This is a genomic window from Stackebrandtia soli, from assembly GCF_965137155.1.
GTDB classification, from domain to species: domain Bacteria; phylum Actinomycetota; class Actinomycetes; order Mycobacteriales; family Micromonosporaceae; genus Stackebrandtia; species Stackebrandtia soli.
In genome coordinates this window covers 15,703-39,669 of record NZ_CBCRZX010000040.1, presented here as the reverse complement: position 1 = coordinate 39,669, position 23,967 = coordinate 15,703, and the positions used below count along the sequence as shown (strand labels likewise).

Annotated in this window: 27 protein-coding genes and 1 tRNA gene; 16 read left to right on the top strand and 12 right to left on the bottom strand. The window is 64.0% G+C overall.

Annotated features, from left to right (window positions below; all coding sequences use genetic code 11):
- Together ACM9NP_RS19015 and ACM9NP_RS19010 are read right to left on the bottom strand one after the other, a co-directional pair.
- Positions 1-1,296: glycosyltransferase family 39 protein (locus ACM9NP_RS19015; RefSeq protein WP_415648092.1), on the bottom strand; the 1,296-nt coding region annotated here is incomplete at its 3' end.
- A 921-nt stretch (positions 1,297-2,217) separates the two neighbouring features.
- Positions 2,218-3,138 (bottom strand): sporulation protein, encoded by a 921-nt coding sequence (locus tag ACM9NP_RS19010; protein WP_415648091.1) that lies wholly within the window; start codon positions 3,136-3,138, stop codon positions 2,218-2,220.
- Positions 3,139-3,312: 174 nt separating this feature from the next.
- Here ACM9NP_RS19010 and ACM9NP_RS19005 point away from each other — a divergent pair, with 174 nt between their 5' ends.
- Together ACM9NP_RS19005 and ACM9NP_RS19000 are read left to right on the top strand one after the other, a co-directional pair.
- On the top strand, positions 3,313-3,708 hold the full coding sequence (locus ACM9NP_RS19005; RefSeq protein ID WP_415648090.1) for a MerR family transcriptional regulator: 396 nt from the start codon (positions 3,313-3,315) through the stop codon (positions 3,706-3,708).
- Between the two features lie 61 nt (positions 3,709-3,769).
- Positions 3,770-3,919 carry a hypothetical protein gene (locus ACM9NP_RS19000; protein WP_415648089.1) on the top strand — a complete coding sequence of 50 codons (150 nt, stop codon included), beginning with the start codon at positions 3,770-3,772 and terminating at the stop codon, positions 3,917-3,919.
- A 24-nt stretch (positions 3,920-3,943) separates the two neighbouring features.
- Here the strand turns inward: ACM9NP_RS19000 and ACM9NP_RS18995 are convergent, their stop codons facing one another.
- A complete protein-coding gene (locus ACM9NP_RS18995) occupies positions 3,944-4,366 on the bottom strand; it encodes a phosphatase domain-containing protein (RefSeq protein WP_415648088.1) in 423 nt (140 codons plus the stop codon).
- A 143-nt stretch (positions 4,367-4,509) separates the two neighbouring features.
- Between ACM9NP_RS18995 and ACM9NP_RS18990 the strand changes: the two genes are divergently transcribed.
- Entirely contained in the window at positions 4,510-5,043 is a 534-nt protein-coding gene (locus ACM9NP_RS18990; protein WP_415648087.1) for a hypothetical protein, read from the top strand.
- Between the two features lie 6 nt (positions 5,044-5,049).
- Here ACM9NP_RS18990 and ACM9NP_RS18985 read toward each other — a convergent pair whose 3' ends face one another.
- A complete protein-coding gene (locus tag ACM9NP_RS18985) occupies positions 5,050-5,583 on the bottom strand; it encodes a hypothetical protein (RefSeq protein WP_415648086.1) in 534 nt (177 codons plus the stop codon).
- Between the two features lie 213 nt (positions 5,584-5,796).
- Complete coding sequence (locus ACM9NP_RS18980; protein ID WP_415648085.1) at positions 5,797-6,360, bottom strand: DUF1772 domain-containing protein; 564 nt, start codon at positions 6,358-6,360, stop codon at positions 5,797-5,799.
- A 279-nt stretch (positions 6,361-6,639) separates the two neighbouring features.
- On the opposite strand from ACM9NP_RS18980, the gene ACM9NP_RS18975 reads away from it, so the two are divergent.
- The 6 genes from ACM9NP_RS18975 to ACM9NP_RS18950 all read left to right on the top strand — a co-directional run bounded on the left by ACM9NP_RS18975 (position 6,640) and on the right by ACM9NP_RS18950 (position 11,915).
- Positions 6,640-6,716 (top strand) — tRNA-Pro (locus ACM9NP_RS18975).
- 478 nt (positions 6,717-7,194) lie between these two features.
- A complete protein-coding gene (locus ACM9NP_RS18970) occupies positions 7,195-7,830 on the top strand; it encodes an RNA polymerase sigma factor (protein WP_415648084.1) in 636 nt (211 codons plus the stop codon).
- Positions 7,827-8,834, top strand: a complete 1,008-nt coding sequence (locus tag ACM9NP_RS18965) for a CU044_5270 family protein (RefSeq protein WP_415648083.1) — start codon at positions 7,827-7,829, stop codon at positions 8,832-8,834. The genes ACM9NP_RS18970 and ACM9NP_RS18965 overlap by 4 nt, the downstream gene beginning before the upstream one ends.
- Positions 8,835-9,406: 572 nt before the next feature.
- Complete coding sequence (locus tag ACM9NP_RS18960; RefSeq protein WP_415648082.1) at positions 9,407-9,772, top strand: hypothetical protein; 366 nt, start codon at positions 9,407-9,409, stop codon at positions 9,770-9,772.
- Between the two features lie 36 nt (positions 9,773-9,808).
- Complete coding sequence (locus ACM9NP_RS18955; protein WP_415648081.1) at positions 9,809-10,306, top strand: NUDIX hydrolase; 498 nt, start codon at positions 9,809-9,811, stop codon at positions 10,304-10,306.
- Positions 10,307-11,084: 778 nt separating this feature from the next.
- Entirely contained in the window at positions 11,085-11,915 is an 831-nt protein-coding gene (locus tag ACM9NP_RS18950; protein ID WP_415648080.1) for a potassium channel family protein, read from the top strand.
- Between the two features lie 137 nt (positions 11,916-12,052).
- Here ACM9NP_RS18950 and ACM9NP_RS18945 read toward each other — a convergent pair whose 3' ends face one another.
- Genes ACM9NP_RS18945 through ACM9NP_RS18930 form a run of 4 tightly spaced genes read right to left on the bottom strand, consistent with a single transcriptional unit; the run spans position 12,053 to position 14,848 of the window.
- Positions 12,053-12,781 (bottom strand): ABC transporter permease, encoded by a 729-nt coding sequence (locus ACM9NP_RS18945; RefSeq protein ID WP_415648079.1) that lies wholly within the window; start codon positions 12,779-12,781, stop codon positions 12,053-12,055.
- The gene (locus ACM9NP_RS18940) at positions 12,781-13,491 is read right to left on the bottom strand and encodes a fluoroquinolone export ABC transporter permease subunit (protein ID WP_415648078.1); all 711 of its coding nucleotides are present in this window, start codon (positions 13,489-13,491) and stop codon (positions 12,781-12,783) included. The genes ACM9NP_RS18945 and ACM9NP_RS18940 overlap by 1 nt, the downstream gene beginning before the upstream one ends.
- Positions 13,488-14,351, bottom strand: a complete 864-nt coding sequence (locus ACM9NP_RS18935; protein WP_415648077.1) for an ABC transporter ATP-binding protein — start codon at positions 14,349-14,351, stop codon at positions 13,488-13,490. Before ACM9NP_RS18935 ends, ACM9NP_RS18940 begins: the two co-directional genes overlap by 4 nt.
- On the bottom strand, positions 14,348-14,848 hold the full coding sequence (locus ACM9NP_RS18930; RefSeq protein ID WP_415648076.1) for a GbsR/MarR family transcriptional regulator: 501 nt from the start codon (positions 14,846-14,848) through the stop codon (positions 14,348-14,350). Before ACM9NP_RS18930 ends, ACM9NP_RS18935 begins: the two co-directional genes overlap by 4 nt.
- Positions 14,849-15,029: 181 nt before the next feature.
- Here ACM9NP_RS18930 and ACM9NP_RS18925 point away from each other — a divergent pair, with 181 nt between their 5' ends.
- The 3 genes from ACM9NP_RS18925 (at position 15,030) to ACM9NP_RS18915 (ending at position 17,863) form a co-directional block, all read left to right on the top strand.
- On the top strand, positions 15,030-16,283 hold the full coding sequence (locus ACM9NP_RS18925) for a cation:proton antiporter (RefSeq protein WP_415648075.1): 1,254 nt from the start codon (positions 15,030-15,032) through the stop codon (positions 16,281-16,283).
- The gene (locus ACM9NP_RS18920; protein ID WP_415648074.1) at positions 16,267-16,485 is read left to right on the top strand and encodes a hypothetical protein; all 219 of its coding nucleotides are present in this window, start codon (positions 16,267-16,269) and stop codon (positions 16,483-16,485) included. Before ACM9NP_RS18925 ends, ACM9NP_RS18920 begins: the two co-directional genes overlap by 17 nt.
- Positions 16,486-17,083: 598 nt before the next feature.
- A complete protein-coding gene (locus ACM9NP_RS18915) occupies positions 17,084-17,863 on the top strand; it encodes a class I SAM-dependent methyltransferase (RefSeq protein ID WP_415648073.1) in 780 nt (259 codons plus the stop codon).
- A 237-nt stretch (positions 17,864-18,100) separates the two neighbouring features.
- Here ACM9NP_RS18915 and ACM9NP_RS18910 read toward each other — a convergent pair whose 3' ends face one another.
- Positions 18,101-18,964 carry a LysR family transcriptional regulator gene (locus tag ACM9NP_RS18910; protein WP_415648072.1) on the bottom strand — a complete coding sequence of 288 codons (864 nt, stop codon included), beginning with the start codon at positions 18,962-18,964 and terminating at the stop codon, positions 18,101-18,103.
- Positions 18,965-19,145: 181 nt separating this feature from the next.
- On the opposite strand from ACM9NP_RS18910, the gene ACM9NP_RS18905 reads away from it, so the two are divergent.
- The 4 genes from ACM9NP_RS18905 (at position 19,146) to ACM9NP_RS18890 (ending at position 22,332) form a co-directional block, all read left to right on the top strand.
- Entirely contained in the window at positions 19,146-19,994 is an 849-nt protein-coding gene (locus tag ACM9NP_RS18905) for an EamA family transporter (RefSeq protein WP_415648071.1), read from the top strand.
- Positions 19,995-20,050: 56 nt separating this feature from the next.
- Positions 20,051-20,341, top strand: coding sequence for a DUF4287 domain-containing protein (locus ACM9NP_RS18900; RefSeq protein WP_415648070.1), 291 nt, complete (start codon positions 20,051-20,053; stop codon positions 20,339-20,341).
- Positions 20,342-20,491: 150 nt separating this feature from the next.
- Positions 20,492-21,451 carry a hypothetical protein gene (locus ACM9NP_RS18895; RefSeq protein ID WP_415648069.1) on the top strand — a complete coding sequence of 320 codons (960 nt, stop codon included), beginning with the start codon at positions 20,492-20,494 and terminating at the stop codon, positions 21,449-21,451.
- A 128-nt stretch (positions 21,452-21,579) separates the two neighbouring features.
- On the top strand, positions 21,580-22,332 hold the full coding sequence (locus tag ACM9NP_RS18890; RefSeq protein WP_415648068.1) for a phosphotransferase: 753 nt from the start codon (positions 21,580-21,582) through the stop codon (positions 22,330-22,332).
- Between the two features lie 47 nt (positions 22,333-22,379).
- Here the strand turns inward: ACM9NP_RS18890 and ACM9NP_RS18885 are convergent, their stop codons facing one another.
- Entirely contained in the window at positions 22,380-22,955 is a 576-nt protein-coding gene (locus tag ACM9NP_RS18885; RefSeq protein WP_415648067.1) for a hypothetical protein, read from the bottom strand.
- Between the two features lie 128 nt (positions 22,956-23,083).
- Positions 23,084-23,623, bottom strand: coding sequence for a hypothetical protein (locus tag ACM9NP_RS18880; protein WP_415648066.1), 540 nt, complete (start codon positions 23,621-23,623; stop codon positions 23,084-23,086).
- Positions 23,624-23,967 lie beyond the last annotated feature (344 nt).

Here is a 23,967-nt window from a genome sequence, read left to right as displayed (position 1 = left end):
GCCCCAGGCGGAGTAGCCCATGTGCGGCGAGTAGGGCTTGGGGAGCCCGAACTCGGGGCCGTAGTGCTCGATCGCGCCCGCTTCGCCGTAGTTGGCCGTGATGATGATCGTGTCGGTTCGGACCTCGGCGGGTATCGCGGAGTACGCCTCGCCGACGGCTTCGGCGAACTCGTACCAGCCGACCTGTTCCCCCTGTTCGGGATTGATGGTGTTGATGAGGCCGAGATCGCCGGGCGGAAGGAGCGGCAAGGTCATGACCGCGCTGCTCGCGGCCGCGACGAGCGCCATCGCGACGAGCGAGACGCGGCGGATCATGACGCGTCCGCGTCGCACCCATTCGGCGACCAAGGGCGAACCGGCGGCGGTGAGCACGAGCAACAGCGGCGCGACGTAGTAGCCCTTGCCACCGGCCAGGAGCACGATGATCGACGCGACCGGGTAAGCGACGGCGAAGGGACGGGACCACCGGAGCGTCTCGTCAATCCACAGTCTCCACCAGCCGAGCAGCCACACCGGGACCAACAGTGGTGAGAGGTAGTAGAGCTGACTGGGCAGGAACAGGATGCGGTTCTCGCCTCCATCCACTCCGGATATTCCACCGGCGACGGTCAGCTGCGGCCAACCGTTGGCGAACTGCCAGATCAGGTTGGGTGCCGCGATGACCAGCGCGATGCCGATGCCGATGAGAGGCCACCGACCGCGGAGGGCGGATCGGGGACCGACGGCGAGGACGCCGATCAGCAGGCTCAGGGCCAGTAGTCCGATGAGGTACTTGTTCTGTAGGCCGATTCCGGCGACGACGCCGGCGCCGATCCACCACCGGGTTTCGCCGGTTCGAAGTATCCGCAGACAGAACCAGGACAGGGCGAGCCAGAACACGGCGTCGAAGGTGCTCGTCGACACCATGTGTCCGACCGCGAGGAACTGACCGCAGGCGGCGGCGGAGATGGCGGCGAGCGATTGGGCGAGACGGCCGCCGCCGAGTTCGCGGCAGATCATCGCGGCGAGAACGATGATCACCACGAAGGCGAAGGCCGCGAGGATGCGGACCCCGCTCGGGGTGTCACCGAACATGAACGCGCTGATCTTGGTGAGCAGCGGCGTCAGGGGTGGTTGGTCGACGTACCCGAAGTCGAGTCGATCCGCCGCGGCGAGGAAGTACAGCTCGTCGCGATGCCAGCCGTACTGTCCCGACACGAGGATCAGGGACACCAGACCGACGATCGAGACGATACCGACCGGCACCGTCGCGAATGGAGCAATCGATTTCTTGGGAATGGAAGCGTCGACATCCATAGAACAGTCCTTACGGATGGCGACCGCGCGCACGCGTGGTCTTCGGTGGGGACGGCCACCGACCGGGGGCGGAGGGGCGTGCCGCCCTCGCGCACAGACTACGCCATGAGCAGCGAGAACGTTAGAGCTGATTCACGCGATAGTGCTGAATTTTCGAAAACATGGATGCGCCAACGGAAAGACGACCACGAGAGCCGTGAACCCGGCCGCGAAGATCGGCCATTGTGGCGAGATCCCGTACAAAACGGTCGGGGCGCCGAACGTGGGGCGCGTGGTTCGCGCCGATCAGACTCGCGAGCCCGCCCGGGTTCCGCCTTCGACGTGAGCGGATCGGGATCACCGTGTCGACGGCATCGCCATACCGGCGCCGACCGCTCACGAGGGGTTGTCTCGCTACCTCAGGTCGCGCGGGCGCGGGTCGGGGCGTCATCCGGCGAGGTGGAGAAGTTCCCGCATACCGGTGCCGGCCATGCCCTTCCGGCAATGCTGGAGCACGGCGAAGGAACTTCGACAACGTGGCCGGGCGCCGTCGAACCGCGTCAGCGGTTCGACCATGAACACCGCGACCCCCGCCGGAGCCGAACTGCCTGGTAACGAGACAGCCTCCAGCAGTAGCGGCGTCCGCTTCGGGATCATCGCGACGGGGCCGACTCGCCGATGTCGGTGCTCACTCGCATGAGCCGCACCCGTTCCGATCGGGTTCCGCGACACGGACCGCACGGCGGGAAGGGTGCGACGTCAACGGCCTCGACCGACGAAGGACGTCACGATCCTGAAGCCCCGTTCAGCGGTCTTTAGCGTGGCTTCAGCGTTTCGGGGTTACGTTCACCTTAGGGGCGGAGGTTGGAGGCCCCCAGGGGTCGGCGGGCGGGCACACGTTCGGTGGTGGCGGTCGCCCGCCACCACCAAGTCGGATACCTCTTACTCTTCTTCCTCACCGAAGAAGGAGTCGCCCACCTCGTCGAGAACCTCACCGAGGACCATCCCGCCGACGACACCGGCCGCCGCTCCCGCGATCACGCCGCCCATGCCGCCACCACCGTGATGGCCGTGGTCGTGGTGCCCGTCGTGGTGATGACCATGGTGGCTGTACTGCGCGACCCTGTCCAGCCACTGACCGATCGCGCCCTCCCAGTCGTGACCGTCAGCGTCCACATGCGACATGTCGAATCGGCCGATCGCGTCACCGCCACCGGAGAAGGCACCACCGCGCCGGTCGGCCTCCAGTACCAGTTCGAAACCGAACTCGGTCGTCACGAAGGTCACCTCGGCCTCGGTGATCCGGCCGGGAGGTCCATAGTATTCAATCTCCTGGTAGAACGGCAGCTGCTGCCGCGTACCCCGGATCTGACCGAGCTCGACGTCGGCGGACTTGAACCGGAACCCCAGGTTCGCCATCGCCTCCAGGACGCGTTCGTGCGAAGCGAGCGGGTGCACCCGAACGATGTCGAGGTCGCCCTTGTCGACGGCCTTCGCCACGGCGAGCTCCGTCCGAACACCAATTGCCATGCCGCGCAACGGTTCTCCGTAGAACGTCGTGATCGGGGTCTCCCAAGGCACGACGAACTCGAAGGGAAGGGCGCGCTGTTCGCCTTCTGCCAAAGTGAACTCGCCGGACACGATGGTGCGCGCGAACTCGAACACGGACGGCTGGCCGTCTCCGACTTCGCCCTGAGTCACGAGGCTGAGCGCGATGTACTCGATGACGGCGTCGTGGTCGCCACCGGTGAGTTCGATCTGCCCGGTCAACGTGCGGCCGGGCTGGGTGTCGGCGCTACGCAGTACGGTATCGACGGTGGGACCACCGACACCAAGACGTCGCAGCATCTTCTTGAAGACCACCTGTGGCTCTCCTCTACGGGTCAAACGGGCGGAAGGCACCCGGCCCGCGAAGATGGAGCCGGGAATGTGGCTCGGAAGGGTGACAGCGACCCGGTTCGGCCACCACTTAAGACTAACACGTAGCACTGTACGGTTACCGTTCGCGAGGTCGACGGCACGGGAAGGACGCCAACGATGCACACCGAGCTGCTGCGCATCGGCGAACTAGCCGACCATTGTGGAGTTAGTCGCCGAACCATCGACTACTACACCAGCCTTGGCCTGATCCGGCCCGCCGCCCGCACCGACGGCAACTTCCGACTCTACGACCCCCGCGCCATCCACCACGTCGAACTCATCCAACGTCTTGAGGCACAAGGGATACCGCTCGACGACATCACCTCCGCGCTAACCGGACCGGCCCCCGATCGATCAGTGCTCATCGATCGCGTCGAGACCGCGCTGACCCGCCTGCGCACGATCGAGGCGAACACCGACCCCGACACCGACCGCCTCGCCGGAACAGCCCTCGAACGCGCGCATTCACTGGTGACACTCGCCGTCGACATCATCGCCGCGCTCGCGCCCTGACTCCGAGCACTGGACTCCGATTCGCCACGCTCGGCAACCGCCCCGTGCCAAAATCTCCCCTATGGGGATATTCATTCTGGTACTGCTCGCGCTCTGGCTCATCCTCGCGATACTCGGTTTCGTCGTCAAGGGCCTGATCTGGCTCGCGATCGTCGCCGGGGTCCTGTTCATCGCGACGGCGATCTTCGGCTGGTTCAAACGACAGACCTGACCACCACGAGCGCGCCGAGGGCCGTCAGAAGTCGCCCTCGGCCACCTGCAACACGGTCAACCCGAGGTCGCGCCACATCTCGACGACCTGGTTCCGGTCGTCGAGGACGCACAGGACGTCGTACTTCGAGCGAATGTGCTTCTTGTACAGGTCCCGCTTGATCACCCAGTCCTTGCGGGCGTCCCCCGACCGCCGCATGTGCAGGGCCGCGAAATCGACAGGGACGTGCAGACCCAGCCACGTGACGGTGTCCGCGCGACAGCCCTCCGTCCGGCCGGAGACGAAAACAATGACGTTCCCGGCCGCGTGCAGCGCTTTGACGACCTCGATCACCGGCTCATTGGGAGCGTCCCAACCGACGCGGGCCTCGTCGTACGGCGAACGGTCGCCTCGCAGCGCGACGGTCCCGTCGATGTCGACGATGACCGCGCTTTCCTTGTCCGTCATGACAACTCCCAATGACAGGTCGATAACGCCGCCGGATCATCGAGCACACCGACGAACGAGATCGACACCGATGTACGTGCGAAGCAACACAATAGACCTTTCGGCCTTGTCGTATCGATGGAGGTCACAGTACTGTCGCCCGTATGCAGCAGTCCCTCGGCACACTCATCGGCGCGGTCTTCGGCACCGTGTTCATCTTCGTCAACGCGGGTGATCCGCTCCCCGTGGCGGTCGCCATGGCGCTGCAGATCCTCGCCGGAATCGGCCTGGTCGTCGTCATCGTCGGTGGCATCGCCGCTCACCGCCGCACCGGCGACGCGCCCACCAGATCGGCCCCGCCGATGTTCGGCGGTCGCTACTGGATCGTCGTCGTCCTCGAAGCCGTGGCGATCCTCGGTGGAGCGGCGCTCCTGAAAGAACTCGGCGCCCCCGTGGAGGCGACCGTCGCGTGGGTCGCGCTCGTCGTCGGCGTCCACTTCATTCCGCTCGCCTCGGTGTGGAAGGAGGCGAGCATGCTCATTCCCGCCTACGCGCTCACCGTGCTCGGGGCCGCCGGAATCATTATGGCGTTCACCTCGGCCGCACCGTGGACCCCGATCGTCGCGGGCGTCGCGTCCGGTGTCGTCCTGCTGGGCGGCTGCCTCTACAGCACGATCCATTCGCTGCGGACCGCCTGACTCCCGTCACATCCGCATGCCCGCCATTCCCGCGATGGTCAGGACGATCCCGAGGACGGCGAAGGCGCCCCAGTGGACGCGGTGTCGTTCGATGGGGGCGCCGGTGGGACGTGCGTCGGCGATCCGCTGACGCACATCCTCCGCCACCGCGTCCGCGCGATCGGACGAGACGGGCGCGCTCGGTTGGGCGCCCGCGCGCAACGAGAAGCGCAGCGCCTCACCGGTCGTCAAGGTGATCGCCAACCATCCGGGCATCCCCTGGACGTCGGCGACGGCCTCGTAGGGAACCGTGACGCTCTTCGTGTAGCTGACGAAGGTCAACGTGTCCCGATCGAGCCGCAGTTTCGGACCCGTTACGCCGCAGTAGAAAACGAGAAACCAGCCGACGATCCCCACGAGCATGGACCAGCGGTTGAGTCCGGTTTCCGTCGTCAGCGCGGAGATCCCGAACAGGCCGAAGAACGCGGACCCGACGACGCCCATCGTCCACAGGAACGCGGGGGGCACCCGTCGAACCGTCTTACCGCCGTCTGCGGCCATCACACAACCTCCCGAGATCCGGCCGTGGTCGGGCCGCCCGGACAACCTAGCGGGTGGCCCGACCACGGTCGGCGCGTGATTGGCCGTCAGCGCACGGCGTCCGGCGTCGTCGTCCCCGTCGCGCGTCATCGCCGAACTCGATGCCGGATCCGTCGCCACCGAGCCGGGCTTCCCGGAATGGTCGGTCGCCTCGGTGGACGGCGGTCCCGTTGGTCAGCTTGACTCGGCGCGAACCTGATCGACGCGTTCGAGTCGGTGCCGACGGTATGTCGCGAAGACGGCGAGGAGCGCGAAAGTCGCCGTCAACGCGCTCATCAGCATGCGTCCCCAGTGGCCGGTCTCGAACTCGATGGCGGTCTGACGAAGGACGTCGACCGAATGCACGGCTGGGCCCTCCTCGAACATGATGTCGTTGCGCGGCCAGAAATAGAGCATCGAGAACAGGAACTCCCCCACGATGAGCGTGCCGAGGCTCGCGAACGTCCAGCGACGCGCGGACCGATCGGGAAGCGCGATCAGGCACGTCGCGAGGCCCGCGAGCGCGGTCGCCGCACCCATCGGCGGGAAGAAGTCGGCGGGGCCGGTCACGGTGAAGAAGTCGACGGCGCCCACGAGCGAGGTGGGGACGTCGTGGAACACGTTCGGGTAGATGACGATCGTCTCGACGGCGATCCCGCCGAAGCCGAACATCGCGGCCCAGGCGTAGCAGAACGCGACGAGGAACGCGACCTTTCGCCGGCGTTCGGAGTCCGTCATCATGCTGCGGGTGGGGGTCATGAGCAGCTGCCTTTCACATCGAAGCTGCGCTCGACGCTATGCCGGGCAGGGGTTCCGGGGCATCCGAGCGCGATCGCGTCCCTGATACGCGTTTCGACGTACACCCGCGAGTGCGAGAAGCGACCCGCGCTCCCCTACCGAATCCGCCTGCGCGGGTGCTGTGCCCGAACCCGTCGAAGCTCACCACCGCGTCGGAGCCTCGACGATTACCAAGGCGACCGGCGACCCATTCGTCGTGTACGCTCATCTCCGGTCGTCGTCCCCAAACGCCGACCACATCGGGACGTGGCGCAGCTTGGTAGCGCACCCGCTTTGGGAGCGGGGGGTCGCAGGTTCAAATCCTGTCGTCCCGACCAAAAAAACCCAGACCAACGGCGACATCTGTTGAACCGACAGGACTTGAGTCCTGTGCTTGTCCGTCATTTTTCCGTGGGACACGATGTCCGGCACTGACATCACCTGTCACTGAACACGATGGCGAACGTACGAACCGCGCAACGTGGATTCCCCCTAATAGGACCTTGATCCCGCGACCGTTCCGGGCTGTGCCCGGCGGCACGACTGAGACGCCATGCATACGCCGCCGGCGGCGCCGACCGTCGAGTTCGTACGCAATTCGTGCACCATCACGATCGACTGGCCGTCGACCATCTGCCTCCCGTTCTGCGGCACCGGAACCAGACTCCCCAACGGGGTATCCGGCAATGGTCGACGAAACCCGAGACCGACGCCGACGCGTCACCGCCGCGCCGGGCGTCGCAATCGGCAGCTGAGTGATACGAGTCACAGGAACCACGACGGTCGGCAGGACAGGTACTGAATGTGGAGATAGGTATGCGCGCCCGGCTTCGCGCCGGTGATCCGGACACGTTCAGAGAACTGTTCAATGAGCACATCCGCTCGGTTTACAACCACGCCTTCCGGTTGACAGGGAACTGGTCCTCGGCCGAAGATGTCGCGTCGCTGACCTTTTTGGAGGCCTGGCGGCTACGAGACCGGCTCGATGTCGGCGACGAGTCCAGATCTTTGCGACCGTGGCTGCTCGGCATCGCCACCAATGTCGCCCGTAATGTCCGTCGTTCTGCTCGGCGATACGGCAATGCGCTGGCCCGTCTACCGCAGGCGGAAGTGGAGCCGGACATCGCCGAGGAGATCACCACCCGCATCGACGAACGTGAGCGACTCGCCGAGGCCATGACAGCACTGGCAGCCCTGCGTAAACCCGAGCGCGAGGTGCTGTCACTGTGCGTATTCTCCAAACTGGACTATTCCGAGGCCGCCGAGGCGCTCGGCGTGCCGATCGGCACTGTGCGATCTCGACTCTCGAGAGCACGTAAGAAGCTGGCCAAGCTGGTTGCCGCCGGGACTTTGCAGCCGACTGACGAAAACTGGGAACGACCGTCCCGCCATGGACAGATAACAGATGACCGCACCAATGCGGTCCGGCTCGCTCAGGAGATTGCGCAGTGAACACCAATCTGAATCAGACCGGCTCGAACGAACGCGACGAGCTGATCCGCATGCTTCCGAAACTGGAGGAACGGAACCTGATGAGCGACCGCCAGCGTCAACTGCAGGAGTTCATGATGAGTGAGATCGACAAGTCACGTACGAGCGAGCAGACACCACGCCGGGTGCTCAAACCGCGATTCGTCGTCGCCGCCACGGCGCTGGCCGCTGTCGCAGCGGTGGCAGTCGTCGCAACGACCATCGGCAACGGAGGCGCCGGCGTCGGCCAGGAGACCGACGAATCCCAGGTGACGGAACCATCTCCGGTAGCCGAGACCTTCGAACTGGCAGCCGCCTACGCCGCCGATCAACCATTCGACCCGCCAAGCCCCGATCAGTGGATCTATGTGGAGACCCAGAATCTCATCTCGGACTCGATCGCGGAACCCAAAGGACAGGACCGGGATGTTATCGAACAGAGTTGGATGCTGGCCGACGGTACACAGATGGCCGGAATCAATCCTGAAACCGGAGAGCTTGAGACGTGGGAGCAGGACAACGAGTATCCGGAGCTTTCAGCGCTACCAACCGATCCGGAAGAACTGCTCGACGTTCTGAGGGAAGAGCTCACGCAAGAGTACGGGGGTGACCTTGACGGCGAGGAACTCAACGCGGAGCTGTTCAGCAGGGTCTCTTGGATTCTCATGGTCCACTCGCTGCCGCCGGACGTGACAGCGGCCCTGTGGCAGGCTGCGGCACAGATTCCGGGCGTCACCGAAATCGAGACCGTCGAGGTTGACGGACGAGAGCTGATCGCGGTCGGGCGGATCGTGGAGAAGTGGCGGTTCGAGCAACTCCTGGTCGACCCGGAGACCTACGCGTTCGTCGGCATCCGGGGCGAGGCGGTCAAGGACTTCACCATGAAGGGCGGGAACGACCCCATCGAGGTGAAGAAGGGCGAAGTTCTGTTCGAGATCATCCGACTGGCCGAAGCCATAGTAGACGCCGCAGGTGAAACCGGCTGATATCCCGACGGGTGTGGGGGCGGGCCNGNTCCGCCCCCACACCCGTGCTCAGGATCAATTCAGAACCAACACCAGGTGCCCGACATCCCCTGACCCGACCAGTAACGGATGGTTCTCGGTGAATGACGAAGGCGGAACCGAAGCCGGTTCACAAAGGAGTCGAGTGTGGGCAGAGCGAGTTCACGGCATTTCGTCGGCTACTGAACGGGCTGGCTCGCCTCAGAACACAAGTGAGCTGCGAACGCCAGGCAATGGAATCGTTGAACGCACCACGAGTCGTGGCCTCCCCCAAGAAGAGTCGATTGTAAATCAAGGACGAGTAAGTCGATAGATCGACCAACCTTGCCCCTCATGGAACGGTGGACGAGGCGATCAGAGCGAACCTCCACATCAGTCCACTGTCAAGGATCTCCGCCGGGGCCATGCCGCAAGTCATCATCGACGGGCCACGGGAAGCCGCACCAGGGGCCACCGAGAGAACTCGATAGGAGCTCAAGGCCGTTAGACTTGTTGCCTTCCAACGAGAATCACGGGAGTGCTCATTGTCCACCGATTCTGACTCGGGGAGCGTCGTGAAGGTACTCGGGATCGTCGCTTCGGTGATTGGGATCCTCGCCTTCTTCGGGATCGCCAACTACGACGACTTGAAGGACGCCCTCTCATCGGGAAAAGACCCGGACGAGGCAGTAGTGGGAGATTGTATTGACGCCGTAGCGGATGGCGAGATCACGGTGGTGTCTTGTGAGCAGGACTCAGCAGACTACAAGGTCGTCGGCCGGCTCCCTTACGACAGCATGGCGTACGACAGAAGCCCGAACCCTCCCGTGGTCGACGAGGATCCCGATGCGTTTGTGACCTGCATCAACGCTGGATATTACGTAAGGGAGCAGTTTGTCATCGCCAATGGCGGCGAAGTTCTTTGCGTCGAGGAGATCTGACGGGCTCCCTCAACGGAATCCATACGGGAGAAGGCGTTGGAAGAATCATCACCGTTGCGGGTTCGGGCGGCCGGTATCTGCGTGGTGGCCGGACAGGTGCTGATGGAGAGCCTGGCCGACCGGGAGTTGTGGGGAGTGCCGGGCGGCCGGGTCGAGGTTGGAGAGACCCTCGAGCAGGCATGCGTGCGGGAGTACCGCGAGGAGCTGGGCATGCATGTGAGTTGCGAACGCCTGGCAATGGTGGGTGACTGCTTCTTCGAGCTGGACGACGGCAGCGTCTCCCATGATCTGACGTTCTATTTCATCGTGGAACCGCCGGGCCGGCCGTACAAACCGCCCGTTGTGGACAGTCACGAACCCGAGCTGAAGTTCACCTGGCTGCCAATCGAGGCGTTGAACGCGGTCGATCTGGTGCCTGAACATCTGCTGACGCTGCTGCCGCGAGCGATTCGATCGGAACGCACCCTGTATGCCAGTTACGACGCTCGCAAGGACGGAAAGGACATGTGCGCGACCACCGTTGTCCGCCGATGACATCTGGCATAACAGTGCTCTCCTGACGGGGAAGCGACCGTAGGCTCGCGTGACCGACCCTCACTCGCCATCTCAGCCCCCGCAGTGAAGCACGAGGCTTCCCGTACTCCCTTACTTTCGGATGAACCTTGAGAACGGTCCGGACTCCGCGGGAGGCGGCCCGCTATCAATCCTGTCGCCACGACCAAAGAATCCCAGGTCAATGGTCGGTTCTGCCGACCACTGACCATTCTCGCCAACCTCATTTCAGCGGTGCCACCGAGCGTCAGCCCGGGAAATCACCCGACACAATCGGACGTCGAGTGCGCCGATGCCGAGCCTCGGGCGGCATGGCAAGCGACGTGATCGGTCTCGTTGTGCTGACCCTCGGGAGCGAGACACCCAACGGCCACGACGGTCGACACCTGGTGACTAACCGTGACGCCCAAACACTGACTTGGCCGTGGCGGGACGACCGAGTGCTGCCGTGATACCCCGACATCCGATGCGGCGGAAGCAATGCCAATGCCGGACTAGAGACGACCATGCGCCGTCTCTCCCCACCTGTTTCCGCTGGTGGCGGGCATCTGAGAGAGTCGTTAGCAACCTGGAGGTTGTCTCGCTACCCAGCAGATCGGCTCCGGCGGGGTCAGAACACCACCGGCCGCGTTGTCGAAGCTCCGGCATACGACACCGGTATGCCGGAACTTCTCCGCCTTGCCGGATGACGCCCTGACCCGCGCCTCGCACGACCTGAGGTAACGAGACGACCTCTCCTCACTGCCATGGAAGTTTCGACATGTCCGATACGAACAAGCCACTCGCCCGCGTGGAGGAGTGGGAGGCGCGCTCCGAGAAGCCATTGACCGTACTGGCACTGGTCTTCCTCGTCGCCTACGCGGTTCCGATCCTGGCACCGGACATCCCGACGTGGGCGAAGTTCGTCGCGGGAACGGTGGACGTCGTCGTCTGGGTGATCTTCGTCGTCGACTACGTCGCCCGGATCGTCATCGCCGACGACCGACTCCTGTTCGTGCGGAAGAACCTGCTCGACACGTTCCTGGTGCTCATACCCCCGCTACGTCCGCTGCGGCTGATCCGAGTGACGTCGCTGCTGATCGAAGCATTGTGGCGCCGCACCAGACATCGGGCGCAGGCCCGCCTGACGGTCTTCGTGATCGGGTCGACCGCGATGGTGCTCTTCCTCGCGGCTCTCGCGGTCCTCGACGCCGAACGCGGTCAGGAGGGAGCGCAGATCGAGACCTTCGGGGATTCGTTGTGGTGGGCGCTCGTCACCGTCACCACGGTCGGATACGGCGACCTGTCCCCCGTGACGACCGCGGGCCGCGTCATCGCGGTCGCGCTGATGGCGTCGGGCATCGGACTCATCGGCTTCATCACCGGCGCGGTGACGTCGTGGGTCATCGACAAGGTCTCATCTCTGGCCGACGAGGAGAAGGCGGACGTGGCGACAGTGCTCACGTCCGTGCACACCCTGCATGGCGAATTGACCGCGGTCCGACGCGAACTCGCCGAAGTCAAACGGCTACTCGGGCACACCAACGGAACACCACACGACCCGGAGACACAAGGCGGGGCAGCCGACCAGGAACCCTCCAACCGACGATGACCACACATCCGCCGTAGACCGCTCCCACGAGCGGGTTCACACCTGGGCTGCGACGAGGTACCTGGTTTCTCCTCGCCGCCGGGGCGATCGGACGGGGTGCGCATGGCCTCCGGGGATGACCGGAGGCCATGCGCGGGTCACCGGCGAACGGCGATCCTGCGGATGAGCAGGGCGACGAGAAGTCCGTTGTAGACCGCCCCGACCATCGCAACCGGCCAGAAGTTTTCTCCGGCCATGGCCATCCACGTGGCCTTGGCCGGCCAGAACGACGGCAACAGACCGAACGCCCAGCTCCACGGTGACTCGATGAACCATGGGATGAGCGGCAACATGAAGATCACCAAGCCGAGCGCTCGGATCACCGCGAGACCCTCGACCTTGTTTCTCGCCCAGGCCGCCATGACAAATCCGATCACAGTGGACAACAATCCCGACACGATCGTCACTGGAATCGCCCAACCCAGGTCGGACACGCCGGTGATCGGCGAGATGAGTATCGCCGCCGTCTCCGACAGCATCACGATCACCACGACCATGATCAAGCGGTACACCGGGTAACTCGCGGGTGGTGCGGGTGTCACGCGTAGTGCGTCGAGGGTGTGCTGGTCCTTGTCCTCCAAGAGAATGAGGCCACAGACCGCGCCCAGTACGGCGATCGGCCCAAGCACGAGGAACGCGCTGACTATCAGCGGGTAGTAGGGCGTCAGATCGAACTGGTAGGCGCGCTGCAGGTACTCGGTCAACGGCTCGACCGCCCAGCTCGTGGCCGAATAGATGAACGGCCCGGCCATCACGCCCAGGAGCATGGAGTCACGCCGTATGTTTCGCAGATCGTTTCGGCCATATGCCGCCATCACACCGGCCATCACGCGGTTCCTTCCCGATTGACGATGAAGCGCTCGAACGCGCGTCTGGCGACCCAGGACAGCGCCGCGATGGAGGCCAGCTGATATCCGATCGCGTACCACCACTGCCAGGGGTCGAGGGTCACCTGGTCGAAGGCGGCACCGAGCATCAGCAACGAGCCATGCGTTGGCACCAGGTACATGAGGGGGTGTTGCCACAGCCCGGAATAGTCGATCAGCGGAATGTTCAACACCGCAATGACCACAGTAGATGGAATGAACCAGTCGCTGATCGATGTGAATGGGGTGGCGGAGATGAATCCGGCGAGCAGGAAGATCAAGGCGCACATGACAACGGCTCCTAGCAACACGGGAACCGAAAAGTCGAAGCCCACTCCGGACAACACGATGACCAGACTCAGAACGATGCTCAGCCCGGTCAACGTGGCCAGTTTCGCACCCAGGTAGTGACCGAATCTCATCGGCGTGACGAGGTTGGCGAACAAAGTGCGTTCCCCTCGTTCGAAGAAGACCGCTCCGACGATGAAGAAGAATCCGACGATCGCGAGGTCTCCGAATATGAGGTAGGGCATCGCCGGACCGAGCAGACCGTCGGGAAGGACGACTATCGCCGCCTCCCACAACAACACGGAGAAGATCGCGGCATAGAAGAACCCGTACCGCCATTGAAGAAGCAGATCGAGTCGTACTGCTGCGATCAACGCGTTCATCGCAGGCTCCGGCCGGTGACGTCGATGAACACGTCTTCCAGGTCGGCTTCCTGACTGTGCAGGGCCTCCACTGTGGCGGTCGCGAGCAGCGTCCGGAACCGATCGTCCTCCGCCAGTCCGTCCATTGGGAAGTCCTGGTGGGAAAGCACGCCTCCGTCCCGATAGGTGACACGAACGGTGCGCCGACTGCGGCTGATCTTGTGTTCGGCGGGAGTGTCGAGCGCGGCGATCTTCCCGTCGACCACGAACGCCACCCGATCGCACAGCTGGTCCGCGGTCGTCATGTCATGAGTCGTGAGGAAGATGGTTCGCCCCTCGGCACTCAACTCCGAGATCATCTCCTTGACGATCCGCGCGTTGCTCGGGTCCATCCCCGATGTCGGTTCGTCCAGGAACAACAGTTCTGGCCCGTGAAGCAACGCACGGATGAACACCAACCGCATCTGCATGCCCTTGGAGTACTTCGCGACCCTCGTTTTGGCGGCCTCGGCGAGCCCGACCCTTTCCATCAACTCCATCGGGTCGGCGGTGGGGCCGGGGTAGAGCGACGCGAAGAATTCCAGATTCTCCAGGCCGGTGAGTTTGAGATAGTGATTCGGAAGTTCGAATGACACGCCGATGCGTTCGTAATAGAGGTTCTTCCACTCGGCCGGTTCCTTGCCCCATACTCGCGCGGCACCACCGTGCCCCGCCAGGAGGCCCGTCAGAATCTTCTGGGTGGTGGACTTTCCGGCGCCAGACGGCCCGAGGAAGCCGAAGACCTCGCCCGCGCGGACGGTGAAATCCATGCCGCTGATCGCTTGGGACGGGGCTTTCGGGTAGGTGAACGTGAGGTCTGAGACCTCGATGACTGGAGTCATGTCGGGGGGTGATCCTTCTGACGTAGCCGCCACAGTTCTTCGATTCGTTCGTACTGTTCGGATAGGAACGCGTACACGTCACGCGTCTCCCGAAGTCGCTGAGTGTCGTTGTCGGTCTCAGGCAGTAGTTTGAGACCGCGATCGGCCAGCTCCGTCCACTGTCGCGCCAACCGTGCCTTCTGGGACGCCTCGGTCAGCCAGAATCCGGGACGCATTCGGTAATAGGTGCGTCGTGAACCGGCCACGGCGAATCGCTCGACCGCTCCGGCACGTTGCAGACTCTGCATCGCCATGCTGATCGAGCCACGGCTCGACGCGAGGCCGGTGGCCAGTTCCTCTGCGGACTGATGCGCGGGCTGACTCACCAGAAGCCAGCCCAATACCCGCCCGTGAATGCGTGGCATGCCCTCGTTCTCGAGGAACTGACCGACCTCCTCGGCGTACCGCTGCCAGGTGGGCGGGTCGGGAATCTGGGTACTGTGCGCGTCGGATGCCATGCGTCGAATCTACATCATATTTCGGAACTTTCAAATATGTTTGAAAGTTCATACGCGACGCAGGCGGCGTCAAGGCATACATCCCCGGAGCGGTGACTCCCCCGCGATCGAGTGACCGTAGAGTGATCGACGGTGTGCCGGGAAGTCTGGTCGGCGAAGTGTCGATCGAAAGGCTCAATCCGTGCCCCTTTTGCTGTGCTTTGCCTTGATTCTACTGGCGGCGGTCCTGTTGTCCTCTTTGGCGAACAGAACCATCCTGTCCACCGCCGTGCTGTTTCTCGTGGCCGGCTTCGTACTGGGCGAGGGCGTCACCGGTGTCGTACCACTGACTCCGAGCGACCCGTCGGTCAAACTGCTGGCCGAATTGGCGTTGTTCGCCGTGCTGTTCACCGACGGAATGAAAGTCGGTTGGCCACAACTGCGCACGGCGTGGCGATTGCCGGGACGCGCCCTCGGATGGGGAATGCCGCTGACCCTGGTCATCACCGCCCTGGCGGCGCACTTCATCGTCGGCCTCGGCTGGCCGGAGTCGCTCCTCATAGGTGCGGTATTGGCGCCGACCGATCCGGTGTTCGCCTCCGCACTCGTCGGCAACGACAAGGTGCCGCCCCGGCTACGTCATCTGCTCAATGTGGAATCTGGAGTCAACGACGGCATCGCCCTGCCCTTCGTCATGGTGTTCCTTGCCATCAGCGCGGGGTCAGGTGATTTGGGATTGGGCGCCCTCGGCCTGGAACTGCTACTGGGCCTGGTGATCGGGTTGGCGGTACCCTGGTTGGCCCTGCGCCTGGAACGTCTGCGCTTCTTCTCCGCGTCCACACAGTACGAACCGCTGAACGCCTTGGCGATCGGTATCGTCGTTCTGGCGTTGGCGCAAGCGGTGCACGGCAACCTGTTCATCGCCGCCTTCACGGCGGGGATCACGGTCGCCACCTTCGGCTCCCGACAACGGCAGGCGTTCGAACACTTCGGAGAACTCATCGCCGAACTGCTCAAACTCGCGGCGCTCCTGGTGTTCGGCGTCCTGATCTCACCGGCTTTCCTCGCCGAGATTTCCTGGGCCGGTTGGCTCTTCGTCGTTGTGGCGATCTTCGTGGCCCGTCCCGTCGCCCTCTGGTTCTCCTTTTTGGGAGCCCGCCTCAATCTGCGTGAGCAGGCCGCGGCGATGTGGTTCGGCCCCAAAGGCTTCGCCTCGGTCGTATACGGACTGATCGTCCTGAAGTCCGGCATCGCCGGTGCCGATCTGTTGTTCCACCTGATCGCGGGAACGATCGTCGTGTCGATACTTCTGCACTCGTCGACGGACGTCGTGGTCGCCAGGTGGCTCGACGACGCGGCGGAAACGCCCGCCTGGCATCGACGCCTTCGACGATTCACCGGCACCGACAGATCTGAACCGTCGGGCGGGGAGAAAGCCCATGCCGCTCGATCCTGACGTCCGTACAGCACTACTCGGCATCGCCGGTGAGCTGCGGGACGGAGGCAGCCCTGGGCCGCTGATCGTGGAGGTGGCCGCCATCATGGCCACCCTCGCGGCACGAGGCGAGATCACCCGCGACGACGGAGTCCGCACGATCATGGCCGTCGGCACCTGCGAAGACTTGGACACGCTTGCCGAACTCCTCGACAGGATCTGAACCACGCGATGGAACTTTTCGGGTTCGTGGTGGTCGGGTCTCTCGGCTTGGTGGGTCTTTCTTGCCGTCTGGTGCGTCTTTTTTGAGCCGCGTACGTCGCCCCACCAAGCCGTAGCGGGGGTGCGGTTCGTACGGCACGTCAGTCGTGGTGGTGCGTTTGACGGTGCCGCGCTTTCGCGGGTGGTCGGGTGGTCGGGTGGATTTTCGGCTTGGTGGGGCGGGTTACGTGGCACGGCTGTTCTGCGGTGACGGTATGGGAGACCCACCAAGCCGGGAAGGGTGACCACGGTATGGCCTGAACTGCCAAACCACGGACAGCACCTGAAACGTCATCGGACGTCATTGAGATGACGCCGTCGCAACCGATCCGCCGGGCCACGATAGGAGCATCAGTGGTGGCCGGCACTCGATCGTCGCGCGTTGTCAGGTGTGGTCGTGGTTCTGCGGCCGTTGATCAGACTGAGCCACAACAGAAAGAACATTATCTGTCCTTCATGGACGAATGGCGAACTGAACGGGAGCGCGTGGCGGCGATGGTCGATTCATGGCCCGCTACGGGATTCGGCTCGTTGCCGGACGGCGCGGATAGGGTGTCCGGGTGGACCAGGACGAACGACGACGGCACGCAACTTCATTCGGCGCGGCCGCGGCACGGTACGCCCAACATCGGCCGGACTACGCGCTGGACGCGGTGCGTTGGGCGCTCGAGAACGCCCCGGGCCCCCGAGTGCTCGACCTCGGTGCCGGTACCGGAAAACTGACCGCCACGCTGGTCTCGCTCGGAGTCGACGTCGTCGCGGTCGAGCCCGACACGGGGATGCTGACCGAGCTCCGCCGCGCCCTGCCGGACGTCCGTTCCCTGCCGGGCAGCGCCGAGGCGATACCCCTGCCGGACGCTTCCGTCGACGCCGTGCTGGCCGGCAATGCCATGCACTGGTTCGACATGGCCGTCGCGGGACCGGAGATCGCGAGGGTCCTCGCGCCCGAGGGCGTCCTCGTCGGAATGTGGAACGTCGTGGACGACCGCATCGATTGGGTCGCCGAGCTGGGTCGGGTCGCCGGAGACGCGGCCATCGGTCCACGTGACGTGCAGAGCAACTGGCGCGTCGCGACTGCGGACATGCACCTTCCGAAGACCGGTGTGGACGCCCGGTTCGGCTCGCCGGAGCGGGCCGAGTTCCCACACGGTCAAGACCGAACCGTGGACTCCCTCATCGAGACGCTCGCGACGCGCGCGGGGATGCTGGTCATGCCGGAACGGGAACGAGAGGCCACATTGGAGCGGATTCGCGCCTTCCTAGTCGGCCGCAACGATATCCCAGATGGCGGGTTCTCCCTGCCGATGTTGACCGGTGGGCTGCGCGTCCGTCGGCTCTGACATCGATCCACTATGAACTGATGGCTCGGCTTGATCGAATACGGAGAACCCCCGAACGCCGAAACCATGACGGCTGGACACGACGGTCCGTCGACAACGGGAAACGGGTCTCCTCAAACGCACGACCGGAACTGCGTTGAGCGTCCATCACCGATACTCCATTGTGCTTTTGATCGCCGCGAACGACGGCGAACCGTCGAGGTGGGAATGACGCACGGGTAAGCGGCGATACACCCTTCAGACCAGGTCGAGGAACGCGCTGGTCGCGGGGCTGGGATTGAAATCGCTCCAGGCGAGGAACTGGATCCGACTGGGACCGCTGGTGACGGGAATCGCGACGAGGCCCGGCCGACGCGCCAACAGGGCCGGTGGAAGCAACGCGACCGCGAGATCCTGTTCGATGAGACGGCAGATGAGATCCGGCGACGCCGCCTCAAAGACCACCTCACGGGTCAGGCCGGCCGACTCGAAGGCGACATCGCATTGCGCGCGGCCCCCGGAACCGACGATGAAATCGGCGAAGCGCTCGTCGGCGAGGTCCTCCAGTGCCAGTCTCTTGCGCCCCGCGAAGCGGTGGCGAACGCTGACGACGGCGACATGACGCTCACGCGCCAACTCCCGCACGCGCACGCCACTCGGCGGGGTCGATTCGGGCAGGCCCAGGACCGCGACGTCGATCTCTCCCGCGATGACCGCCTCGATCAGGTCGTGGCTCCCGGCCTCGCGAAGCGCGATCCGCACGAGCGGGTGAGCGTGGTGGTATTCACGCAGGACAGCGGGCAGGTCGAAAGCGGTGACGGTCGGAATCAAACCGAGGACGAGGCTGCCCCGTATCTGCCCGGTCGCCGCGGACACGGCTTCCGCCGACGCTCGTTCGGCCGCGTCCAACGCTGCCTGCGCGTGCGGCAGGAAGGCCTCACCGGCGACGGTGAGCTCCACTCGCCTGCTCGTGCGCGCGAAGAGTGTGACGCCGAGTTCGCGTTCGAGCGCCTTGACCTGGTGGCTCAACGCCGACTGCACGACGTGGCATTGCCGAGCGGCTCGGGTGAAGTTGCGGGTCTCCGCGATGGCGAGCACGTACCGCAGCTGCTGAAGCTCCATTCATCCATCTTGCCTGTAGATCGCTGCCATGAGAAGCATGTGTTGGACTCATTGATGTGGTTCGGGCGATAGTGGTCAGGTGAACGCAACGACGACGACTCCGGTACCCGCGCCAGCGGCTGTCGGCACCAGGACCGTAGGCCCTAGGCCGGGGCTCACCCTGATCACCGCGCTGGCCCCGATGGTCTGGGGCACAACGTATGTGGCCACGACCGAGTTCCTGCCCGCAGGCCACCCGTTGTTCGCCGGGCTGGCTCGGGCTCTGCCCGCGGGTTTGCTGGCCATCGTGATCGCGCGCGTCCTCCCCCGTCGCGACTGGTGGTGGAAGTCCGCCGTTCTGGGTTTCCTGAACATCGGGCTGTTCTTCCCACTGTTGTTCGTCGCGGCCGAGCGCCTGCCGGGCGGGGTGGCGGCGACGTTGGGGGCGACGCAACCGATTCTCGTCGCCGTCCTCGCCGTTCTCGTTCTGCGCGAACGGTTCTCCCCGTGGAGTCTCGGCTCCGGGATCGTCGGCGTCGTCGGCGTCGCCTTTGTGGTGCTCGGGCCGGCCGCGCGTCTGGACGTCGTCGGTGTCGTCGCGGGGCTCGCGAGCGCCCTCGGCATGGCGTTCGGCGTCATCCTCACCAAGCGCTGGGGACGGCCCGAAGGCGTTGGGCCGCTTGCCTTCGCCGGATGGCAGCTCACCGCCGGGGGGCTTCTGATCCTTCTGCCGACGATCCTGATCGAGGGTGTCCCCGATCGACTCGACGCGCCCGCGATCGGTGGTTACCTGTGGCTCGGCCTCATCGGCGGACTGCTCGCTTACACGTTGTGGTTCAACGGTTTGAAGACGCTCCCCGTCGTCGCGACCGCGCTGCTCGGGCTGCTCTCCCCTCTCATGGCCGCGACGCTGGGTGCGATCGTGCTCGGGCAAACGCTGGCCCCGATCCAGCTCATCGGTTTCGCTCTGGCCCTCACGGCGCTCAGTGCGGGGCAGCTCCATTCAACGATCCTGGGCCGCAAAAGCGTCCCGCAACTTCCCGTGGCGTGACAACCGTCCCGCCGTCACCCCTGACACCGGTCAGACCGATCACATAGGAGATCACCATGTCGTTCCAGAGCTATCTCGACAATGTCGAGGCGAAGACCGGGAACACGCCCCGCCGCTTCATCGAGCTCGCCCGTGAGCGCGGCTTCGACGAGAATGCCAAGGCCACACCGGTCGTGACGTGGCTGAAGGAGGACTACGACCTCGGTCGCGGCCACGCGATGGCGCTGTTCCACGTCATCACCAAGGGCCCGAAGATCAGTGCCAAACACGTCGGGAAGAGCGGGCCGCACGGGGACGCCTCCGACACGCTCTGGCTCGACGGCAAGGCCACGAACCCGAACACCTAGTCGACTGTGGGGCGACTCGTCCACCGATCGCCCCACAGCCGCATACCCGGAAATCACCCACATTGAGGCACATTTCAATGCAGACGGAGGCGGCGGCCGGAGGGCCTTGGAAGGAAACGGAAGCAAGCGCTTTCTAGCACGCTTCCCCGGATGCGGAATACGAAGGACACGGTCCGACAGTTCGGATCCATTGTGGTGGCATCGATCGCGGCGATCTGGTGGTCCATCGGGCTGACTGTGCTGCAGCCGATGTACGAACCGAGAAACGTCGACGCGACCGCTTGGATCGGCAACAGCACCTACTGGATGCGAGAGTCCCGGTGGGCCATGGTCGCGGTGATCGTTCTGGCCGCGATCTGGGCGCATCGGGGAAATCCACTTCGTTCCATTATGGCCACCATCGGCGGGCTGGCCTGGTTGGCGGCGGACACACTACTGAACCGCGCGGATGTCTCGGGGTTCGCCGCCACCAGCATCGCGATCGTGGTCTCGTTGACGGTCGTCGCGATCGGAGTCGGTTCGGGCGTCCGAGATCCCGCGGTGCCGCCGGGGCGACGCGTTCTCATCGCCTCCTTCTGCGTCGCCTCGGCACTCGCGGGGACGGCGGCGATCCTCGAGTCACCCACCAACGTCGAACCGGCCCTGCTCTGGGGCGGCTTCATCTCGGGCGCCCTGTCGACCGTATTGGCGTTGGGCTGCGCCGTCGAGGCACGCCGTAACCCGATCCCGTGGAAGGCGGTGATCACGGCCGCGACGATCTGCGTGGTCTTGGTGGCCGCCGCGCGGATCCTGCTCCCTTTCGCAATGCTCGTCATGCTCCTCGTCCCCTGCATCCTGATCACCATGGGGTACCTGCTGGTGACGACCGGTCCGATGCGTTTCCTGCACGCGCCCGCCATCGCCGCCTGCTGCCCCGCGCTCCTCATGCTGGGAACGATCGTCTTCACGGTCAGGAACGACGGCGCGAAACTCGTGACCGCCTGGGCCGGAAATCCGCCCGTCAACTCCGTCGACGTGGACTTCATCTTCACAGCCCTGGCGGTCTTCACCGGACTGATCATCGGTACCGTCGCCACCGCCTTCGCCCGCGAACCACGACCCAAGACCTGAGCCCCGCACATCCTGCCGTGCTGAGACTCCGCCGCGCCGAGGGCGACACGAACCCGACACTCACCGAGGCGGACCTCGTCGCCGATATCGCGGCTGCTTCTGAGCGCGGTCGGGATACGGTTGCGAGCGTGGAGGACGCGAACGGGGAGTTGCTGGCGGGCGGCAACATGGAGCCGGTCGTCCGGATCGGCGACACCGTCAGGCGAGTGGCGGGGCCGTGGACCCCGGCGGTGCACGAGCTGCTGCGGCGATACGAATCCGCTGGTGTCGTCGAGGTTCCCCGAGCGTTCGGCTTGGATGAGGACGGGCGAGAGGTCCTGTCATTCATCCAGGGCGACATGATGACGACGTTGCCTCCCCAGGTGCTCTGGAAGCAGTCGCTGTTGCGGTCTGCGGGCGCCCTTCTTCGGCGACTGCATGACGCGGGCGAGCCGCTCGTTTCCGCGAACGGCCCGTGGCGGCAGAAGAGCCGAACTCCGATGGAAGTCCTCTGCCACAACGACTTCGCGCCGTACAACCTGATCGTTCGGGACGAGAAACTGGTCGGCGTGATCGACTTCGACATGGCCTCACCCGGGCCGCGCCTCTGGGATCTGTCCTATTTGGCGTATCGGCTGGTCCCCTACGCCGAGGACGCGCCGGACTTCGAACCTGTTCGTGACGGCGGCCGGGAGCAGAGACTTCGGATTCTCATCGAAGCGTATGGATATGACTACACGTGTGAGGCTGTGCGTCGGACGTCCGCGAACTACTTGGACGCCCTCGCCGAGTTCACCGACCGGAGAGCCGAGGACACGGGGCGAAGCGACTTCGTCGAACACGCCGCGATGTACCGGCGAGACGCCCACCGGCTCCGCGAGGGCCGGGAACCAGACTGGTGACTCCTACTGACGTCGCATCACCTCTGTCCGGGATCACCTGCCCCGCATCAATTCTGCTCCAGGATCTTATGGCGGTAATAGGCGGCGCACTCTGCCGCTTCATCCATCTCCGCGATTGAAAGGATGTCACCTTTGCCATTGCTGAGGCCGAAGTAGAAATCAATCGCCGATGGATCGGTTCCAGACGGATAGCTCGGGAAGTAGCCCGCATCCAAGGAAAACGCCGTCCCTACTTCGATCAGCGCGTTTGACGTCGCCACCTTGATCCGGGCCTGAAGACGGTTCGACAGCTCGCTCAACGGTGTCACGACCTCATCCCACCCCGAATCATCGCCCACCACGATCACACCCGACCTCGTCAACTCAGCGCTCGGCCCCACCACACTCCACAAGATCGGCGCCGTCCACGGCCCATCAGCACCCGGCGGCGGAGTCGTGTCCTTGACATACACGCCATCCAATGACTCACCAGCGCACATCGGCACATACAACACCAACCGCCCACCCACCACCGCATGACCAGCATGGAAGCGAACCGAATCGTCCTCACTCGGAAAGAACAACCCACACGCCGCAGTCAACCCCAAAACCACCGACACCAAAACAACCCGAAAGATCTTCACGGCGACCTTTCGTTGGGCAGAAAGCAGTCAGCATCACGACAACCACGGTCATTGATCGTTTCACGAATCGAAGCATGGAACCCCATAATTTCTACCTACGTCTACCTACACGATCTACTACGCGAGCACTAGGTCAGAATATCCATCATCTCTGTATCGAGAGCCCTCACGAATCCGGAGATGAAATCGTCCGGGTAGAAGTCACCCTCGCCTTTGACAACATGAATCGCGGTCGCATACTGGCCGTAGATCAAAACAGCCAACCACTGACAGTTCCCGGACTCGATTGGAAAGCTGCTCATACCGAAGTCGGGTACGGGGTAGCGACAGTAGAACGCAGCCGAGTCGGCGCCCAATCCGTATACCGTTGTTTCGTACGATCTAAACAAATAGCCATCCCCCCAATGGCTACTGTTGGCCATCATCTTGTCACCCCATTCGGCCGACTCGAGCGGGCTGGTAAGTCGCTCCGCCCGCAGCCACACATATCCAACGATCGGCAAAGAGCCGAATCGGTCGAGGTGCGCAACTCCCTCGCACGTTCGAGAACTCTCACAGAACTCATCGTCCTGTATCGAGAACGGCGTCCACTCTCTATCTAGCCCAGTTCGCGGAAATCCATCTGACACAAATTCGAGCCGGGCAAGCGAAACGGACGCGTAGCTCACCGAAGTACTCGACCTATCAAGGCTGCTGATGTAGATGATGCCCGCGCAAACAATGAGAATCGAAGCGAGAACAACCACTACCCGTCGACTGACGCTCCATCTTGAGGTCTTGGGCCACGATATCATCTCAACACTTTCCTACAAACTCCTCGCCACACACTGGGAAGTCCACAGTGAATTTCACAATGGATAGACCTCGTCAGTGTGCGCCCTTCAGCCGCTACCGACGACTCCGCAAAAATTGATAGGAGCCCTTAAATGGGCCGAGTCATGGCGCTGGCGGACAAAGGCTACATCGGACCCGGCGACCAGGTGACCGAGCCACCGTGGAAAGGACGCGACAA

What these genes read in the sequence shown, in the direction of transcription:
- ACM9NP_RS18900 (WP_415648070.1), top strand. Translation starts at nt 20,051, where the DNA reads ATGTCGTTCCAGAGCTATCTCGACAATGTCGAGGCGAAGACCGGGAAC.
- ACM9NP_RS18945 (WP_415648079.1), bottom strand. Translation starts at nt 12,781, where the DNA reads ATGGCCGGTGTGATGGCGGCATATGGCCGAAACGATCTGCGAAACATA.
- ACM9NP_RS18930 (WP_415648076.1), bottom strand. Translation starts at nt 14,848, where the DNA reads ATGGCATCCGACGCGCACAGTACCCAGATTCCCGACCCGCCCACCTGG.
- ACM9NP_RS18895 (WP_415648069.1), top strand. Translation starts at nt 20,492, where the DNA reads ATGCGGAATACGAAGGACACGGTCCGACAGTTCGGATCCATTGTGGTG.
- ACM9NP_RS18970 (WP_415648084.1), top strand. Translation starts at nt 7,195, where the DNA reads ATGCGCGCCCGGCTTCGCGCCGGTGATCCGGACACGTTCAGAGAACTG.
- ACM9NP_RS18905 (WP_415648071.1), top strand. Translation starts at nt 19,146, where the DNA reads ATGGTCTGGGGCACAACGTATGTGGCCACGACCGAGTTCCTGCCCGCA.
- ACM9NP_RS18920 (WP_415648074.1), top strand. Translation starts at nt 16,267, where the DNA reads ATGCCGCTCGATCCTGACGTCCGTACAGCACTACTCGGCATCGCCGGT.
- ACM9NP_RS19005 (WP_415648090.1), top strand. Translation starts at nt 3,313, where the DNA reads ATGCACACCGAGCTGCTGCGCATCGGCGAACTAGCCGACCATTGTGGA.
- ACM9NP_RS18985 (WP_415648086.1), bottom strand. Translation starts at nt 5,583, where the DNA reads ATGGCCGCAGACGGCGGTAAGACGGTTCGACGGGTGCCCCCCGCGTTC.
- ACM9NP_RS18940 (WP_415648078.1), bottom strand. Translation starts at nt 13,491, where the DNA reads ATGAACGCGTTGATCGCAGCAGTACGACTCGATCTGCTTCTTCAATGG.
- ACM9NP_RS19000 (WP_415648089.1), top strand. Translation starts at nt 3,770, where the DNA reads ATGGGGATATTCATTCTGGTACTGCTCGCGCTCTGGCTCATCCTCGCG.
- ACM9NP_RS18995 (WP_415648088.1), bottom strand. Translation starts at nt 4,366, where the DNA reads ATGACGGACAAGGAAAGCGCGGTCATCGTCGACATCGACGGGACCGTC.
- ACM9NP_RS18990 (WP_415648087.1), top strand. Translation starts at nt 4,510, where the DNA reads ATGCAGCAGTCCCTCGGCACACTCATCGGCGCGGTCTTCGGCACCGTG.
- ACM9NP_RS18980 (WP_415648085.1), bottom strand. Translation starts at nt 6,360, where the DNA reads ATGACCCCCACCCGCAGCATGATGACGGACTCCGAACGCCGGCGAAAG.
- ACM9NP_RS18950 (WP_415648080.1), top strand. Translation starts at nt 11,085, where the DNA reads ATGTCCGATACGAACAAGCCACTCGCCCGCGTGGAGGAGTGGGAGGCG.
- ACM9NP_RS18910 (WP_415648072.1), bottom strand. Translation starts at nt 18,964, where the DNA reads ATGGAGCTTCAGCAGCTGCGGTACGTGCTCGCCATCGCGGAGACCCGC.
- ACM9NP_RS18935 (WP_415648077.1), bottom strand. Translation starts at nt 14,351, where the DNA reads ATGACTCCAGTCATCGAGGTCTCAGACCTCACGTTCACCTACCCGAAA.